General features: G+C 39.4%; 12 protein-coding genes. 10 read left to right on the forward strand and 2 right to left on the reverse strand.

Going from position 1 to position 15,142, the window contains the following annotated elements; all coding sequences use genetic code 11:
* The 3 genes from MVE01_RS07190 (at position 1) to efp (ending at position 3,996) form a co-directional block, all read left to right on the forward strand.
* Positions 1-1,608: an efflux RND transporter permease subunit gene (locus MVE01_RS07190; RefSeq protein ID WP_472561501.1), complete on the forward strand. Its 1,608-nt coding sequence runs from the start codon at positions 1-3 to the stop codon at positions 1,606-1,608.
* Positions 1,608-3,329: an efflux RND transporter permease subunit gene (locus MVE01_RS07195; RefSeq protein ID WP_472561502.1), complete on the forward strand. Its 1,722-nt coding sequence runs from the start codon at positions 1,608-1,610 to the stop codon at positions 3,327-3,329. Before MVE01_RS07190 ends, MVE01_RS07195 begins: the two co-directional genes overlap by 1 nt.
* Positions 3,330-3,429: 100 nt before the next feature.
* The gene (gene efp, locus MVE01_RS07200; protein ID WP_472561503.1) at positions 3,430-3,996 is read left to right on the forward strand and encodes an elongation factor P; all 567 of its coding nucleotides are present in this window, start codon (positions 3,430-3,432) and stop codon (positions 3,994-3,996) included.
* Between the two features lie 121 nt (positions 3,997-4,117).
* Here efp and MVE01_RS07205 read toward each other — a convergent pair whose 3' ends face one another.
* Positions 4,118-7,297, reverse strand: coding sequence for a hypothetical protein (locus MVE01_RS07205; RefSeq protein WP_472561504.1), 3,180 nt, complete (start codon positions 7,295-7,297; stop codon positions 4,118-4,120).
* A 146-nt stretch (positions 7,298-7,443) separates the two neighbouring features.
* Positions 7,444-8,352 (reverse strand): hypothetical protein, encoded by a 909-nt coding sequence (locus MVE01_RS07210; protein WP_472561505.1) that lies wholly within the window; start codon positions 8,350-8,352, stop codon positions 7,444-7,446.
* 173 nt (positions 8,353-8,525) lie between these two features.
* On the opposite strand from MVE01_RS07210, the gene MVE01_RS07215 reads away from it, so the two are divergent.
* The 7 genes from MVE01_RS07215 (at position 8,526) to MVE01_RS07245 (ending at position 15,140) form a co-directional block, all read left to right on the forward strand.
* Positions 8,526-8,936 (forward strand): cytochrome C, encoded by a 411-nt coding sequence (locus tag MVE01_RS07215; protein ID WP_472561506.1) that lies wholly within the window; start codon positions 8,526-8,528, stop codon positions 8,934-8,936.
* Between the two features lie 48 nt (positions 8,937-8,984).
* Positions 8,985-9,785, forward strand: a complete 801-nt coding sequence (locus MVE01_RS07220; protein ID WP_472561507.1) for an efflux RND transporter periplasmic adaptor subunit — start codon at positions 8,985-8,987, stop codon at positions 9,783-9,785.
* 74 nt (positions 9,786-9,859) lie between these two features.
* Positions 9,860-10,822 (forward strand): NAD(P)-binding domain-containing protein, encoded by a 963-nt coding sequence (locus tag MVE01_RS07225; protein ID WP_472561508.1) that lies wholly within the window; start codon positions 9,860-9,862, stop codon positions 10,820-10,822.
* 267 nt (positions 10,823-11,089) lie between these two features.
* Entirely contained in the window at positions 11,090-11,653 is a 564-nt protein-coding gene (locus MVE01_RS07230) for a DJ-1 family glyoxalase III (RefSeq protein ID WP_472561509.1), read from the forward strand.
* Between the two features lies 1 nt (position 11,654).
* On the forward strand, positions 11,655-11,978 hold the full coding sequence (locus MVE01_RS07235; protein ID WP_472561510.1) for a hypothetical protein: 324 nt from the start codon (positions 11,655-11,657) through the stop codon (positions 11,976-11,978).
* Between the two features lie 103 nt (positions 11,979-12,081).
* Complete coding sequence (locus tag MVE01_RS07240; RefSeq protein WP_472561511.1) at positions 12,082-13,830, forward strand: AMP-dependent synthetase/ligase; 1,749 nt, start codon at positions 12,082-12,084, stop codon at positions 13,828-13,830.
* Positions 13,827-15,140 (forward strand): acetyl-CoA C-acyltransferase, encoded by a 1,314-nt coding sequence (locus MVE01_RS07245; RefSeq protein WP_472561512.1) that lies wholly within the window; start codon positions 13,827-13,829, stop codon positions 15,138-15,140. Before MVE01_RS07240 ends, MVE01_RS07245 begins: the two co-directional genes overlap by 4 nt.
* Positions 15,141-15,142: the final 2 nt, after the last annotated feature.

The raw sequence follows: 15,142 nt of genomic DNA on the forward strand, positions 1-15,142 counted from the left end.
ATGGAAACTAAAAATGAATACCACGTAACGGATTATGCGGGTAAATTAGCCAAAGGATTTTTACGGAATCCTTTAACCCCTGTACTAGGCGTATTTCTTCTGATCATGGGATATCTTGCATTGAATATTATGCCAAGAGAAGAAGATCCTCAGATCGCTATTTCGGGTGGAGCAGTGATCGTTGCTATGCCCGGAGCCAGTCCACGTGAAATAGAAAATATCATTGTTAACCCGTTGGAGCGTAAATTGAGAGAGGTAAAGGGTATAGAACATATTTACGGTATGGCTATGGATAATGTAGGGATCGTTAATGTTATGTATTATATTGGGGAAAATAGAGAAGATTCCAACCTTAAACTTTACGATAAAGTAATGCAGAATATGGATAAGATGCCAAAAGGTGTGATGCAGCCACTGATCAAACCGTTTGATATTGATATTGATATCCCTATTATTACTATAGCTTTCTATCCCAAAAAAGGAAGTAAAGTTGATGATATTAAACTTTTTGATATTGTACGTAAAATGCAGCAGAAATTGAATGCTGTAGACAATGTGGCAAAAACTACACTAAAAGGTGCAAGAAAAGCACAATACAATATTGAAGTGGATATGGGAAAACTTTCAGCCTATCATCTCTCTATGGGACAGATCATGAAGGCAGTACAGTCGGTAGCGGTTGATGTACCGGATGTAAAAGGCAGAACAAAAGAGAACAAACTGGTCATATTCGGTGTAAAAAACGCCATAGAGAGTGTTGAAGATGTCGGTTCGGTGATTGTTGCCCAATACATGGGTTCACCGATCTATTTGAGAGATGTAGCCTCTGTGACAGAAGGTGTAGATATACAAAATTTCCAAACTGCTGAAATTCGTTTTAAAAAAGATGAAAACAGGTCGACGTTAGGCGATGAGAAAAGTCAGATTACACTTACTGTGGCCAAACTTGCAGGGACCAATGCAGTATTTGTTGCAGACGACGTAGTAAAAGTCCTCAAAGCACATGAAAAAGAATTTGCAAAAGAAGGTGTAGGCTATTTAATCACAAGGAACTATGGAGTAAGAGCAGATGAAGCGGTCAATGAACTCATGCATCACCTTATGATCACTATTGTAATTATTGCACTGATGCTTGTTTTTGCTTTAGGATGGAAAGAGTCTCTCATTGTTACTTTTACGGTACCGGCCATTTTGGCAATCACTCTTTTCATTGCGTATCTTTCCGGTCAAACGATCAACAGGATCACCCTTTTTGCTTTCCTTCTTTCACTGGGATTGCTGGTGGATGCTGCGATCATTGTGATAGAGAATATTCATAGGCATTTGCATAGTCATGATGCAGAAAATAAGGAGATGGGTGAACTATTGGTTGAAGCAACCGATGAGATCGGTGCACCGACAAATGTGGCTACACTTGCGATCATCTTAACAATGGTACCTATGGCATTTGTAGGGGGGATGATGGGATCATTTATGAAACCGATCCCTTACAATGTTCCTGTTGCCCTTGTTGCATCACTCTTTATTGCTTATATCTTTACCCCATATTTGAGTTTGAAACTCTTGAAAAAACCCAAACACAGACATCATCAGAAAGGAGGTAAGTAATGAAAGGATTACAAAAATTCATCTATACGATCCTCAGCAGTAAAACAAAGAAAACTTTGGTCATTGTCTTGACGGCTGTTGCATTTTTTGCTTCGCTGATGATGTTTCCTACCAAGTTGGTACTTGCAAAAATGCTTCCAGGGAAAAGTGATAATACCTTTTCTGTCTATATTGATACTCCGACAGGCAGTTCTATTGAGCAGACCAAGAAAGTCAGTCAATGTGTTATTAATATACTTAAGGATGAAAAAGAGATCATGAACCTCGAACTCTTTTTGGGACAGGGCATTCCGCTTGATTACGCCGGTCTTGTCAAAGGTGCGAGTATGAAGCGTACCGAAAATGTATCAGAGATCGCAGTAAATCTGACAGATAAGCATGAAAGAGAAGAGCCTTCATTCCTTATGACACAGAGATTACGACCGATTGTCAAAGAAAAATGTCTTCCTGTGGTTAAAGGTACCAATATTAAATTCGTGGAACAACCTGCAGGTCCTCCTACTTTGGCATCGATTGTGCTTGAAGTGCATGGAGACAATCTTAAAAAAGTGCGTGAAATATCTACAAAGGTAGCAAATATTTTTGAAAAAACAAAGGGTTTGGTGGATGTAGATGTAATGGCAGATGATATCTTTGATAAGTATGAACTTATTCCTGATAAAGAGAAGATCGCACGAAGCGGTTTGAGTGTCAAACAGGTGAATAATATTCTTTATTTATCATTTGAAGGTATGGTGATCGCACATAAAAATTCAAAGAATGCACCGGATCAAATACCGATGTTTTTAGTATTGGACAAAGAGACAAAGCGTTTGAACTCATCTAAGGAAGATGCATTAAGAAGTAAACTCTCTTCCTTGAACCTGATGAACCAACGGGGGATGATGGTACCGTTAAGTGAAGTGGTAACGATCCGTAAAGTCAAATCTAATCCTATGATCATGCATAAAGATCTTTCCCGTATGGTTAATGTTATAGCAGAGACAGATATGGTCTCCCAAGTCTATCCATTGCTTGCGGCAAGAGATGTAATGATCAAAGAATTTTCCAAAGAGTATAAGATAGAAAAAGCAGGATTTACTACCTATATGTTTGATCTTTACCTGACAGACAAAAAGACAGGAGAGAAGTTTCTGCTTCGCTGGGATGGAGAGATGAAAGTAACACTTGATACCTTTAGAGATCTGGGTGGTGCGTTTATTGCCGCCTTGGTATTGATATTTCTTCTACTGGTGATCTACTACAAGAGTTTTGCGATCAGCGGTATTATTCTGCTTGGTTCTTTCCTCTCGTTGATCGGAGTGATAGTCGGGCACTGGGTAGCCAACCTCTTTACGAGCGAAACTTTCTTTCTGACGGCAACATCACTTATCGGCTTTATTGCCCTGATGGGGATCAGTTCGAGAAACTCACTGCTTCTAATAGACTTTGCCAAGTCACTGATGGAATGTCACGGGATGGAGAAAAAAGAGGCGATTGCTACAGCGGTGGCGACGAGAGCCAAACCGATCGCACTGACAGCAGTTGCGATCATTTTAGGTTCAGCATTGCTTGCAAGTGACCCTGTCTTTGGTGGTTTGGGTGTTGCACTTATCTCCGGTACAGTTGCAGCGGTGTTTGTATCATTGATTTTTGTACCTGTACTTATGCATAATACCAAAGCAATGGATTTTGATATGGCTGATCATTGTGAAATGAATAATATCGCTATTACAAAATAAAATATATGCCAGGACATTATTTGTGTGTCCTGGATACGTTTCTATAACCTTTTAATCAACCATTTGCTATAATCATTCAATTTATTTTTAAGGAACAATCATGGCTACAATAGGAATGGGTGATATCAAAAAAGGTGTAAGACTCGAGATTACAGGCAATCCTTATAAGGTTACAGAGTTTCAACATGTGAAACCAGGAAAAGGTGCAGCATTTGTACGTATGAAGATTAAGAACCTTGAAACAGCAAAAACTATAGAAAAAACAGTGCACGCTGGAGATAAATTTGAAGTACCTGAACTTGAAGAAAAAACCATGCAGTTCCTCTATGATGATGGTGAATTTTTGCAATTTATGGATACCACAACTTTTGATCAAATAGGACTTACTCATGAGCAGGTAGGTAAAGAGACATTTGACTACATGGTTGATGGTATGGAGACGGAGATTCTTTTTCATAACGGCAAAGCTATCACAGTTGAGATTCCTGTAACATATGTATATGAAGTAGTAGAGACACCACCTAACTTTAAAGGTGATTCCCAGGGGGGCAAAAAGCCAGCAACTCTTAACAGTGGTGCTGTGGTGCAAGTACCATTTCATGTACTAGAGGGTGATAAAATTAAAGTAAATACTGTCGAGGGTGAATATTTGGAGAAAGCAAAATAGTTCTTTATCGTATTACAGCGTTGAAGAAGATTACTTGACTACTTACGTTAAGTAAGCTCTCTTATAGGTATCTTCAAATCCACAACGAAATAAAAGGCTATTTCTGTAGCCTTTTATTTTCTTATTTAAACACTCTTTCACAATCTTTAATAACAGCTCCCGGTACAGTTGCAATGGTCATGAACTCTGACATTTGAAGCAGCGGGTACATGACTGAGATATAATATTTCGGATCTAGTATTTTTGCTTCTCCATTTTCTATAAGCACAGGGTAGGGAAGTAAGGCAGCATTGTTCGTACCGATACGCCCTGTGAATTTACTGGTTCTTTTACCCAGTTTTACACCTATTAATGTTGCCCCATTTTCAAGTTTTTGGCTAAAGACCACCTTTTTATTGTTCTTTATTTTTGAGAGAAGATCATTTCCCCGTGCCACGACAGTCATCTCTTCATAATGAGGCATACCGCTCATGAACTGATATTTTGGAAGCAGTTGGAACTTGAGCATATCTTTTGAGTTGAGCATCCCTGTAAATACAGCAGTCAGTTTTGCCAAAGTGGCTTTTGCTTTTTTCTCATCAAAGTCTTGCTGCATGAATGCTTTTGCCATATAGAGCGGATTGGTAATACTGATATGGTTGTCTTTTTTATTGACAAGAAGACGTAAAGATGCCATGAATCCCCGGTTCGGTTTGCTTGCCATTTTTATGAGTGCTTTGTCAGTAAAGACAATGGAGACAAGCTTGCCTTTTTTGTCAACCGGTGTAGTTGCAACGATCTCAAATCCTGCTTCTTTGAGTTTTGCTTTGGCAGCTTTTACATCCATAAATCTTCCTCTTAAATAGGCGGATATCTTTCCTTTGTTAACTCCTCCGATATTGGTATCGGTATTTTTAGGTTTAGCTTCCTGTGTACGTTTTTCAGGCGGCACATAATTTGGTGGAACACGTTTTGAGAACTTGATCGATCTGGTGTCACCATTGACTTCACCGTTAGTGATGGTTCTCACCTGAATCACAGAAGGTACTTTTGGTGGTGTTGGAATAGTGATCTCTACAGTATCTCCGCCAGTTTCTATTTTGATACTTGCATTTTTTTCTTTGGATGCTTTTTGCCTTTTAGGTGATGTTGCAGTATGCTGTTGTGTAGCACTTTTCTGTTTTTGTTTAGATGCAGTTTTAACCGGTGTAAGAGCAACTTTTACAGGATTTGGTGTCTTTTGGCTTTCCTTCTTAGGCAGAGCTTTTGGTGTCTCTTTGAGCGGATTAACATTGGTAATGGCTTTCATGCCTAATGAAGTTAATATCTCAGGTATCTCGTTATCAAGTTTGTTGACCAGAGCTACGCGTTTTTTATCGGTAATATCCAGTGTATCTGACCAGTTATGTAGTCTTAACATGCCTACAACCAATTTATTGGAACCTTTTTTAATGTACATATACATAGTACACGGAGCAAAGAGCCCTGCATTTGGCTGCGCACCTTTATTGTCGAACATATTATATGAGAATTCCAAATGACATAGAGAGTAGGTCCAGAAAGCATCATATCCTTCTAAAATATCTTCTGCATTATCTGTGGCATCCATAAAGTTATGGTATCCGGCAATGAGGTACTGTTTCCCAATAAAAGCCAGTTCAAACTTGTTTTGGAATTCATCGATGAAATCTTCCAGATCATCGGGTATTTCAAATTTGTATTCAAAGTTCATCATACGTGTTTGGGGTAAATTTTTGTATGGCAAATATGATTTAGTATATTCTATACCGTTCTCTTTGAATTTCTCTTCCAGTTTTGCATTGAGGGGAGCAAATGATGCAGTAAAGGTATCTCTTACTTTTTGATCTTTTATCCCTATCATATCAAGGAAAGCAGCAGGTACCAGATGACCAACATGCGTTACTTTTTCATCAAGCTTTTTTTGTATGAGCATATTGAATGGTGCAGTAGAAGCAATACGCGGATCGATATTTAACAGAGGTAATATCATTTTGTCATTGGCAACGGAAAGGAAACTAAGTAGATCAAGTACGGTGGAACCGTATTTCTTTTTATACTGATCATTCACACGAAGATGAGGATCAGTGACTTTAAAATTAATCTTCTTTAGCTCTTCTTCTATGATCTTGTTATATTTTTTTTCAACATTCTCTCCTTTTAATGTATACATAAGTGCCAATGTACCTTTTGGTGCAGTATTAGTCACTTTTGCATGTATGTTTGGCATGTTTGTTGTTGCTGCAACTTTTGTTTGTGTTGGGCTCTCATGTGTCTCTTTTTGTGCCAAAGTATTGACATTTGCAATAGCCTTCATACCCAGAGAAGTGAGTATTTCAGGAATCTCTTTGTCTAGCTTTTCTACAAGTGCTACTCTTTTTGCATCCGTAATACCCAGAGTATCTGTCCAATTGTGCAGTCTGTACATACCTACAACCAATTTATTTGAACCTTTTTTAATATACATATACATGGTACACGGAGCAAAAAGTCCTGCTTCCGGATGTGCATCTTTATTGTCAAACATATTGTATGAGAATTCCAAATGACATAGAGAATAGGTCCAGAAAGCATCATACCCTTCCAGTATATCTTCAGCATCATCTGTGGCATCTATGAAATTATGGTATCCGGCAATGAGGTATTTCTTATCAATAAAAGCCAGTTCAAATTTATTTTGGAATTCATCGATGAAATCTTCCATATCATCAGGTATTTCGAATTCATATTCGAAATTCATCATTGTTTTTTCCGGCAGTTTTTTAACAGCTATGTAACTCTTCTCTCCACCAAGGTCTTTTTCTATCAGTGCATCAAGTGATTTAAATGTTGCAGTAAATTTCTCTCGAACTTCCTGGTCTTTAATACCGAGAATATCAAGCATTACTTTAGGCATAAGATGACCTACGTGGGTTTTATTTTCATCAAGTTTTTTTGTAATAAGCATATTGAACGGTCCAAATCCGGCAATACGTGGGTCTATGTTCAGTAAAGGGAGTATTGCTTCATCATTGACAACGGGCATAAAACTGAGTACATCCAGTACAGTAGAGCCGTATTTGGCTTTGTATTGGTCATTTACACGTTTATGGGGGTCAGTCAGGTTAAAACCGATTGTTTTTAATTTTTCCTCTACGAAAGCATTATACTTATCCTGTATATCGCCTTCAATTGTATAAAATACTGCCAGGGAATCTTTTTCAGATGCAGCTGTTGTATTTATCGTCTGTGGTATTGTCGCCAAAAGCAGTGAGGGAATAAAGAGAAGCAAACTATGAAGAATGATTTTTTTCAGGGTGTGCATGAGTATCCTTTTTCAATGAATATTAATATACTAGGATAGCATAAAGTTTATATATTAAATAAATTAAAATTATGATTTTTAATCAATAGAAGTGAAAAGCTACCAAAAGTGACGGGCAGCTTTTCGAAAGAAGAAGTGATTTTAAATTATTTTTTAGCAGCTTCTTTTAGTTTAAGGTATTCATCGTACTCATCTTTTGAAAGTGTTCTGTCTCCAACATTGTCAGAGACATCTTTGACTGAATCTCTTGTATCATTTGAAATAGTCTTAGTTGAATCATTTGCATTGTCAGAAACATCTTTTACAGAATCTCTCGAATCGTTAGAGATTGTTTTGGTGGAATCATTGACATTATTCGATATTGTTTTAGTAGAATCATTTGCATTGTCTGACACATCCTTTACAGAATCTCTTGAGTCATTCGAGATAGTTTTAGTTGAGTCATTGACATTATCGGAAATGGTTTTAGTAGAGTCATCCATATCATTTGAAACTGTCTTTACAGAATCTCTTGAGTCATTCGAAATTGTCTTAGTAGAGTCATTGACATTGTCGGAAACATCTTTCACTGAATCTCTTGAATCGTTGGAAACTGTTTTTACTGAATCTCTCGAGTCGTTAGAAACGGTTTTTGTTGCATCGGTTACATCGTGAGAAACCGAAATGGCAGAATCTTTCATGTCTTTTGAAGCAATCGTGGTAGAGTCTTTAAGATCTTTTGTTGTATTTGTAATGGAATCTTTTGTGTCTTCTGCAAGTTCAACAGTAGCATCTCTGGTATCTTTACTTGTTGATACTTCAGCAGTTTTAAGATCATCTGATACTTTTACCGCAGAATCTTTTGCATCTTTACTTACATTGGTTACGGTTCTTTCCGCACTTTTACTTGTTTCGACCGCACCATCTTTCATAGATTCCACAGAGTCTTTTGCATCTTTACTCATACTGATAGCAGCTTCTTTCATATCTTTGAACATGTCTCCGAAACTAAAATCTGCCTGAGCACTTGTAAACAGTGCAGCAGCAGCTACACATGATAGTAAGGTTTTTTTCATCTTTTCATCCTTTGTATTTAATTAAGATAATCCAATCTTAGCACTAACTATTTGAAATAAAACTTAAATTATATAAAAAAAAGTAATTATTCTTTATGATGATTATCAATGAAACTGTTTTATTAAAGTTAATTTGTTACAATGTGTTGATAATTATATAAAAGGAATGTATTATGAAAAGATTACTTATAGGCTTAACGGTTGCAGCAACATTCGCTTCAGCAGAGGGTTATTCGCAAGGTGACAGAATACTCGATATGCAAAAAATGGCACAGGCAATGCAGGATATACAGTCCGGATTGCTTTATAATAATGAAGATATTATCAAAGCCGGAACAAAGGTGCTCAAAGAGACGATCGTAAAGATACGTCCGATAGATTCGGAAGTGAACAATAAAGATATTTATGAAAAGTGGCTGCAAAATGATTTGAAAATGACCAATAAAATACAGAAAAAGATCAGAAAAAAAGCAGAAATAGTAGAAGATCGTTTTTCTACAGGAGATGCAGTACAGGCACTGCAGGCATATACAAAGATCATCGGTCAATGTATGAAATGTCATGTACGTTTAAGAAAGTGGTAGTATAACTATATATGATAAAAAACAGAATTCAACACAGGAAACATTTGAATGTTCAGATTTAAAAAAATAGTGACTGTCACATTTTTACTCATGACATCATTGTGTGCAAGCAATATTACACTGACGGGTACGGTAGTTTCAGATGGTCAGAAAATGATCGGAAGCCGCTATATGGGATATGTGAAGAAAGTGTATGTGAAACTGGGGGATAAAGTAAAACGTGAGGATGATCTTTACGAAATGGAATCAGCAGAGTTTGATATTATGAAAACACAAGCCAATCTAATGCTTGAACAGTCTCAAATCGCTTTGGAATATTGGAGAGATCGTCTTCACGCGATCAATAAAAAGAAAGAAAATGTAAAAAAGAAATTTGGTATGATGGGTTTTGACTGGGACGATTTAGAGAGTCAGGTTGAAAATATCAAAGCGATGTTCGAGTCAACCAAGATCATGGTCAAACATGCTGCAGAGCAGGTAAAGCAGATGGCAGTGGTATTTAACTATCTGAAGATGAAAGCCCCGGCAGACGGTGTTGTGGTGCAGAAAAATATCAAAGTCGGTGATATGGTAATGCCTGGTATGCTTACGATCATGATCGTAGATACGGAACATCTTGAGATCGATGTTTCTCTCTCCGAAGGTATCATTGGTAAAGTAAGAGAAGGGATGAAGCTGGCGGTTGAGATCCCCTCTATAAAATACAGAACCGTTGGACGTATCAAAGCAATTATTCCTGATGCCAATCCTATGACACACAAAATTAAAATGCGTGTCAGTTTTGATAAGGGTAATAAGAATATTTTCCCCGGAATGTATGCAAAAGTAGTCATTCCGAACAAGAATTGAGTTTTTTTGCATTTTCTATAGATTTGTATTCCTAAAGATGATAAAATAATTTATATCATCTCAAAGGAAAAGTCATGGAAAATGTTTACGACCTGATTATTATAGGTGGAGGACCCGGAGGTATCGGGGCTGCGGTAGAAGCAAAAGTACTTGGGCTTGACAAAGTACTCATGATCGAAAAAACGGACAACCACTCCTATACGATCCGAAAATTTTACAAAGATCAAAAACGTGTCGATAAGGATTGGCAGGGTCAGGAAGTAGAACTGGAAGGTAATGTTGCTTTTGTTGACGGTACCAAAGAGAGTACGTTGGACTACTTTGATAAGCTTTTGGATAATGAAGTGATAGAAGCACGTTTCAACTGTGCCGTTGAGAAGGTTGAAAAAGAAAATGATATTTTTCTTGTAAGCTCAGGCTGCGGAGTGGATAAGGCTAAAAATATCATTGTCAGTATCGGACGTATGGGCAAACCGAATAAACCTTCCTATAAAATCCCACCTTCCATCAGAACCCAAGTGAATTTCAATTTGGATAAATGCAGCAATGGAGAAAAGATTCTGGTTGTAGGTGGTGGTGATTCTGCTGTTGAGTATGCCTGTGAACTCAGCCAGACCAATGAAGTGACACTGAACTACAGAAGAGATGAACTTACACGACCCAATCCGACCAATCAGGAGATGATCGCCAGGTATGCAGAAGATGATGCAGTACGATTAAAACTTGGCGTAGATATAGAGAGTTTGGAGAGTGAGCATGGACAGATCAAGGTGAATTTTACCGATGGCGCAGAATTCTATGACAGGATCATCTATGCAATCGGTGGTACGACACCGAAAGATTTCTTGAAGAGTTGCGGTATCACCCTCGATGATACGGGTGAACCTATTTTTGATGAGAATTATGAGAGTGAGGTCAAAGGACTTTATATTGCAGGAGATATCGCGTTTAAGAGTGGCGGGAGTATAGCCATTGCACTCAATCACGGATATCGTATTGTGACACATATACTAAAGGGCACCTCTAACAATAGGTGATACCCACAACATCACTAGCTCTTCTCTAGGCTAGGCACTCTTTTGCAACCCTAGCCGTAGCTAAGGTAAAAAAGAGTAACAACGCATAGAGGAAAGCTAGTGATGCCCGAAGGGTGGGCTTTGCAAACGCAATCTTGCACAAGATATTTACTTCGTCTTAGCTAAGGCTAGGACTCATAAATCTCTTGCACAATCTTACATTTGCAAAGCCCATTGTGGGTATTACCTATTATTAGAGGTGACCTAAATAACAGATAGGAGATTATAATGGCAAGTGTATTGATCCCTTTAGCAGAAGGATTTGAAGAGCTTGAAGCGGTGGCACTCATTGATGTGATGCGTCGTGGTGGGATAGAGGTGAGAGTAGCCTATATAGAAGATGAACTGCATCACACAGGGGTGGTCACCGGTGCCAACGGCATTGGGATGCAGGCAGACACTTCGTTAAAAAATATCATCTCTGATGATTTTGATATGATGGTACTTCCCGGAGGTTGGGGCGGGACATATGCATTGGCTGAAAATGCACGTGTGCTGGAACTTCTTAAAGAATTTAAAGCCAACAAAGCGGTAGGTGCCATGTGTGCTGCACCGTATGCATTGAAAAAAGCAGGAGTACTTGGTAACAACTATACCTGTTACCCAGGTGCCAAAGAGGAGATAGACCAACCGGGGTACAGAGATGACTTAAAAGTGGTGGAAGATGGAAATGTGATGACCTCCCAAGGACCAGGAACTGCTGTCTGCTTCGGTCTGGCTATTGTTAAACGCCTTGTGGGTGAAGAGAGTATGCAGACAGTTAAAGAAGGGATGCTTCTTAGTTATTGTTAAGATGAGAGAAAAAATAAAAGATATTCAAGCACATATTGAAAACGACCCTAAACTTAAAGAAGCAGTTGCACGTATAAAGCCCAAAAGGAATTTTTGGGGTATTGCAGGGGTGATACTTTTCTTCTTTGTTCCAGAATTAGTGACTTACATCTGGCAGGATGAGCTTGTTTCATGGTGTCATTTGCATAGTTTAACAGAACCCCTGGAGATGCAACGTTGGTTGTATACTAAACTTGAGGAAATGTTCCGCAATGGTGTAAGCTGGCTCAATATCTCGATCGGTGTACTCCTGCTTATCTGGGTGTGGAGACCCAACAGATCCTAGTATATCCATCTTAAGGATACAATAGAAATACATCCGGGTAGTTGCACAGCAAATACACACATTTTTTCTATACTTTTCATAGCTTCTTATAAAAGGAGATGCTATGAACACCCGTTTCAGACATTTCGGTGAGCTTTACACTTACCTTGAAACACAACCTCCCAAAGAAGATTTTTTACATCATCGTATCGGTGCGGGATGGGAAACATTTTCCAAAGCAGAATTTCTTCTGACTATACGTTATCTTACTTTGGCAAGTCATGAAAATGGCTGGAGAGACAAACAGGTAGCCATCGCAGTATCTCCTTCTCCCTACTGGCTCATGCTTGATTATGCGCTTATACTCTCAGGCGCTGTAACCGTACCTCTTTTTACAAATATCTCTTCGAAAAATCTTCTTTTTGAATTCCTTGATGCCTATATCCATACCGCTTTTATAGAATCAAAAGAGCAGGAGAATATTATTCACAGGTCCGATAAGAGTATAGAGGTTATCTATCTTGGAGAACATAAGAGTGGCTACAGGGCATTTGGGGAACTGGTAAAAAAAGGCAAAGAGATCGACAAGGGCAATCCAAAGCTTTTTGAAGAACTGCTTTGCCGTATAGAAGAGAATGATCTAGCTACCATTGTCTATACTTCAGGAACATCCGGTACACCCAAAGGTGTGGAACTTACCCATAAGAATCTTATTTCACAGATACATGCCATAGAAAAGCAATACCATTTTGACAGAGAATCTGATATTGCCTTTAGTTTTCTGCCTCTTGCACATATTTTTGAACGTACGATCATGCATTTTTATCTTTCTCAGGAGTTGCGTATCTATTTTGCAGATGATGTGAAAAATGTAGGTTTGCTGCTTAAAGAGGTGAATCCTACTGTAATGACAGTGGTTCCCCGACTGTTGGAAAAAGTTTTTTTCAAGATGAAACTTAAAGCATTGGAGGGCAATATCGTCAAACAGCTTTTGGTTCGTCTGGCATTCTACCGGGCAACAACCAAGAACCCCGAAAGCACGAAGAATATGCTGGATAGAGGATTGGATGCTCTTGTCTATAAAAAACTGCGACAGGCACTGGGAAGCAGAATGCGTATGATGATAAGCGGCGGGGCAGCTTTGTCCGATATGCTTTACTGCTTCTACCTCAATATAGGTATTCCGCTTTACCAAGGGTACGGATTGACAGAATCCAGTCCTGTGATATGTGCCAATACCCCCAAAGCAAACAAAATAGGTACTTGTGGAAAAGCATTCCCCGGTGTGGAAGTTCAAATTAGCCAAGAGGGCGAACTGCTGGCACGGGGTGACAATATCATGAGGGGGTACCACAACAACAAGGAAGCGACTGATCAAGTCATAGATGCTGACGGATGGCTGCATACGGGTGACCTTGCAACGATAGATGAGGAAGGATTTATTACAATCACCGGACGTAAGAAGGAACTTTTAAAAACGTCTACGGGAGAGTATGTCTCTTCTGTCTATATAGAGCAAAAACTGGTCAGTAACGGATGGTTTGAACATGCACTTATTGTAGGACACGGCAGACCTTTTGTCGTGGCACTTTTGTTCGTGGATGCTGACTTTCTGGGACGTTTGGCCACCAAAATGAAAAGTACACCGAGAAAAGCACTTGAATCAGAGAAATTTCGAAAAATGACGGAAAAGTTTATTGCTAAATTCAATAAAAAACTGAACCATTGGGAAAAAGTACGTGATTTCAGAGTGCTGGCAGAACATCCGACCATTGAAGCGGGTGAGCTTACCCCTTCCATGAAACTGGCAAAGAAACAGCTTATAGAACGTTACGGCTATGAGATAGATGAGATGTATAAGGATCACCTATGAAAACAGAAAAAACGAATACTCTAAAAGAACGTATCGCCATTGTGAACGGGTTGCGGACACCTATGGCAAAAGCAGGTGGCAAGTTTGCCCGTATGCAGGCAGACCAGTTGGGTGCGGTACTTTTTCGTGAACTGATGATGCGTTCACCTGTAGATGTGGATGAGGTAGATGAAGTGATCATAGGCAATGTCGCCCAACCCATACATGCAGCGAACATAGCAAGGGTTATTGCTTTGCGTGCAGGGTTCCCGGAGCATACACCTGCACTCACGGTACATCGTAACTGTGCTTCGGGGATGGAGTCCATTACTACGGCTGTTTCTCGTATACATGCGGGTGAGGGGAAAATATATGCTTGTGGCGGAGTAGAATCTATGTCAAACATTCCCTTGGTTTATAGTGAAAAGATGACAAATTTGTTTTCTAAACTTGCAGGTTCTAAAACAGCGCTTGATAAAGTACGTGCACTCTTTGGATTCAGACCCGGTTTTTTAAAACCCATCGTTGGACTCATGTCTGGACTGACCGATCCGGTGAGTGGACTGCTCATGGGGAGTACGGCAGAAGTATTGGCACAAGACTTTGGCATTAGTAGAGAGGAACAGGATGCATTTTCTCTTGCCTCACACCAAAAAGCATCTGCAGCCAAAGCCTCAGGACGTTTTGCCAAAGAGAGTATGGCAGTGGTGTATGATGAATATATCGGAGAGTATCTGGATTATGATGATGGCATACGAGATAATCAAACCATAGAAAAACTCGCACGTTTAAAACCGTTCTTTGACCGTAAAAACGGGACAGTGACTGCAGGTAATTCTTCTCAGATAACCGATGCCGCAGCTGGTGTGCTCTTAATGAGTGAGAGCGAAGCAAAGAGCCGAGGGTTAGAGCCTTTAGGGTATTTGAGAGATTATGCCTATGAAGGGTTGGATCCTAAGCGTATGGGCTTAGGTCCTGTATTTGCTACCCATACACTTTTGAAGCAGACGGGACTTGGCATGAAAGACATAGAGATCATGGAGATCAATGAGGCTTTTGCCGCACAGGTCATTGCCTGTGAGAAGGCATTTGCTTCCAAAGACTTTGCTGAAATGCACTTTGGAGAGCGTAAAGCGGTAGGTGCCATAGACCCTGAGATACTCAATGTCAATGGTGGTGCCGTAGCACTTGGTCACCCCGTCGGGATGACAGGAACAAGACTTGTGCTTACTGTTTTACATGAACTACGAGAACGAGGGTTACAGAGAGGTCTGGCAACCTTATGTATAGGTGGTGGGCAAGGTGCTGCGCTGCTACTGGAGGTAGAATAATG

This window comes from Sulfurovum sp. (assembly GCA_026990595.1).
GTDB lineage: Bacteria > Campylobacterota > Campylobacteria > Campylobacterales > Sulfurovaceae > Sulfurovum.

Bases quoted from the DNA above. Each gene is read 5' to 3' on its own strand.
- MVE01_RS07235 (WP_472561510.1), top strand. From the start codon at position 11,655: ATGAGAGAAAAAATAAAAGATATTCAAGCACATATTGAAAACGACCCT.
- efp (WP_472561503.1), top strand. From the start codon at position 3,430: ATGGCTACAATAGGAATGGGTGATATCAAAAAAGGTGTAAGACTCGAG.
- MVE01_RS07230 (WP_472561509.1), top strand. From the start codon at position 11,090: ATGGCAAGTGTATTGATCCCTTTAGCAGAAGGATTTGAAGAGCTTGAA.
- MVE01_RS07190 (WP_472561501.1), top strand. From the start codon at position 1: ATGGAAACTAAAAATGAATACCACGTAACGGATTATGCGGGTAAATTA.
- MVE01_RS07225 (WP_472561508.1), top strand. From the start codon at position 9,860: ATGGAAAATGTTTACGACCTGATTATTATAGGTGGAGGACCCGGAGGT.
- MVE01_RS07220 (WP_472561507.1), top strand. From the start codon at position 8,985: ATGTTCAGATTTAAAAAAATAGTGACTGTCACATTTTTACTCATGACA.
- MVE01_RS07240 (WP_472561511.1), top strand. From the start codon at position 12,082: ATGAACACCCGTTTCAGACATTTCGGTGAGCTTTACACTTACCTTGAA.
- MVE01_RS07245 (WP_472561512.1), top strand. From the start codon at position 13,827: ATGAAAACAGAAAAAACGAATACTCTAAAAGAACGTATCGCCATTGTG.
- MVE01_RS07195 (WP_472561502.1), top strand. From the start codon at position 1,608: ATGAAAGGATTACAAAAATTCATCTATACGATCCTCAGCAGTAAAACA.
- MVE01_RS07215 (WP_472561506.1), top strand. From the start codon at position 8,526: ATGAAAAGATTACTTATAGGCTTAACGGTTGCAGCAACATTCGCTTCA.
- MVE01_RS07210 (WP_472561505.1), bottom strand. From the start codon at position 8,352: ATGAAAAAAACCTTACTATCATGTGTAGCTGCTGCTGCACTGTTTACA.
- MVE01_RS07205 (WP_472561504.1), bottom strand. From the start codon at position 7,297: ATGCACACCCTGAAAAAAATCATTCTTCATAGTTTGCTTCTCTTTATT.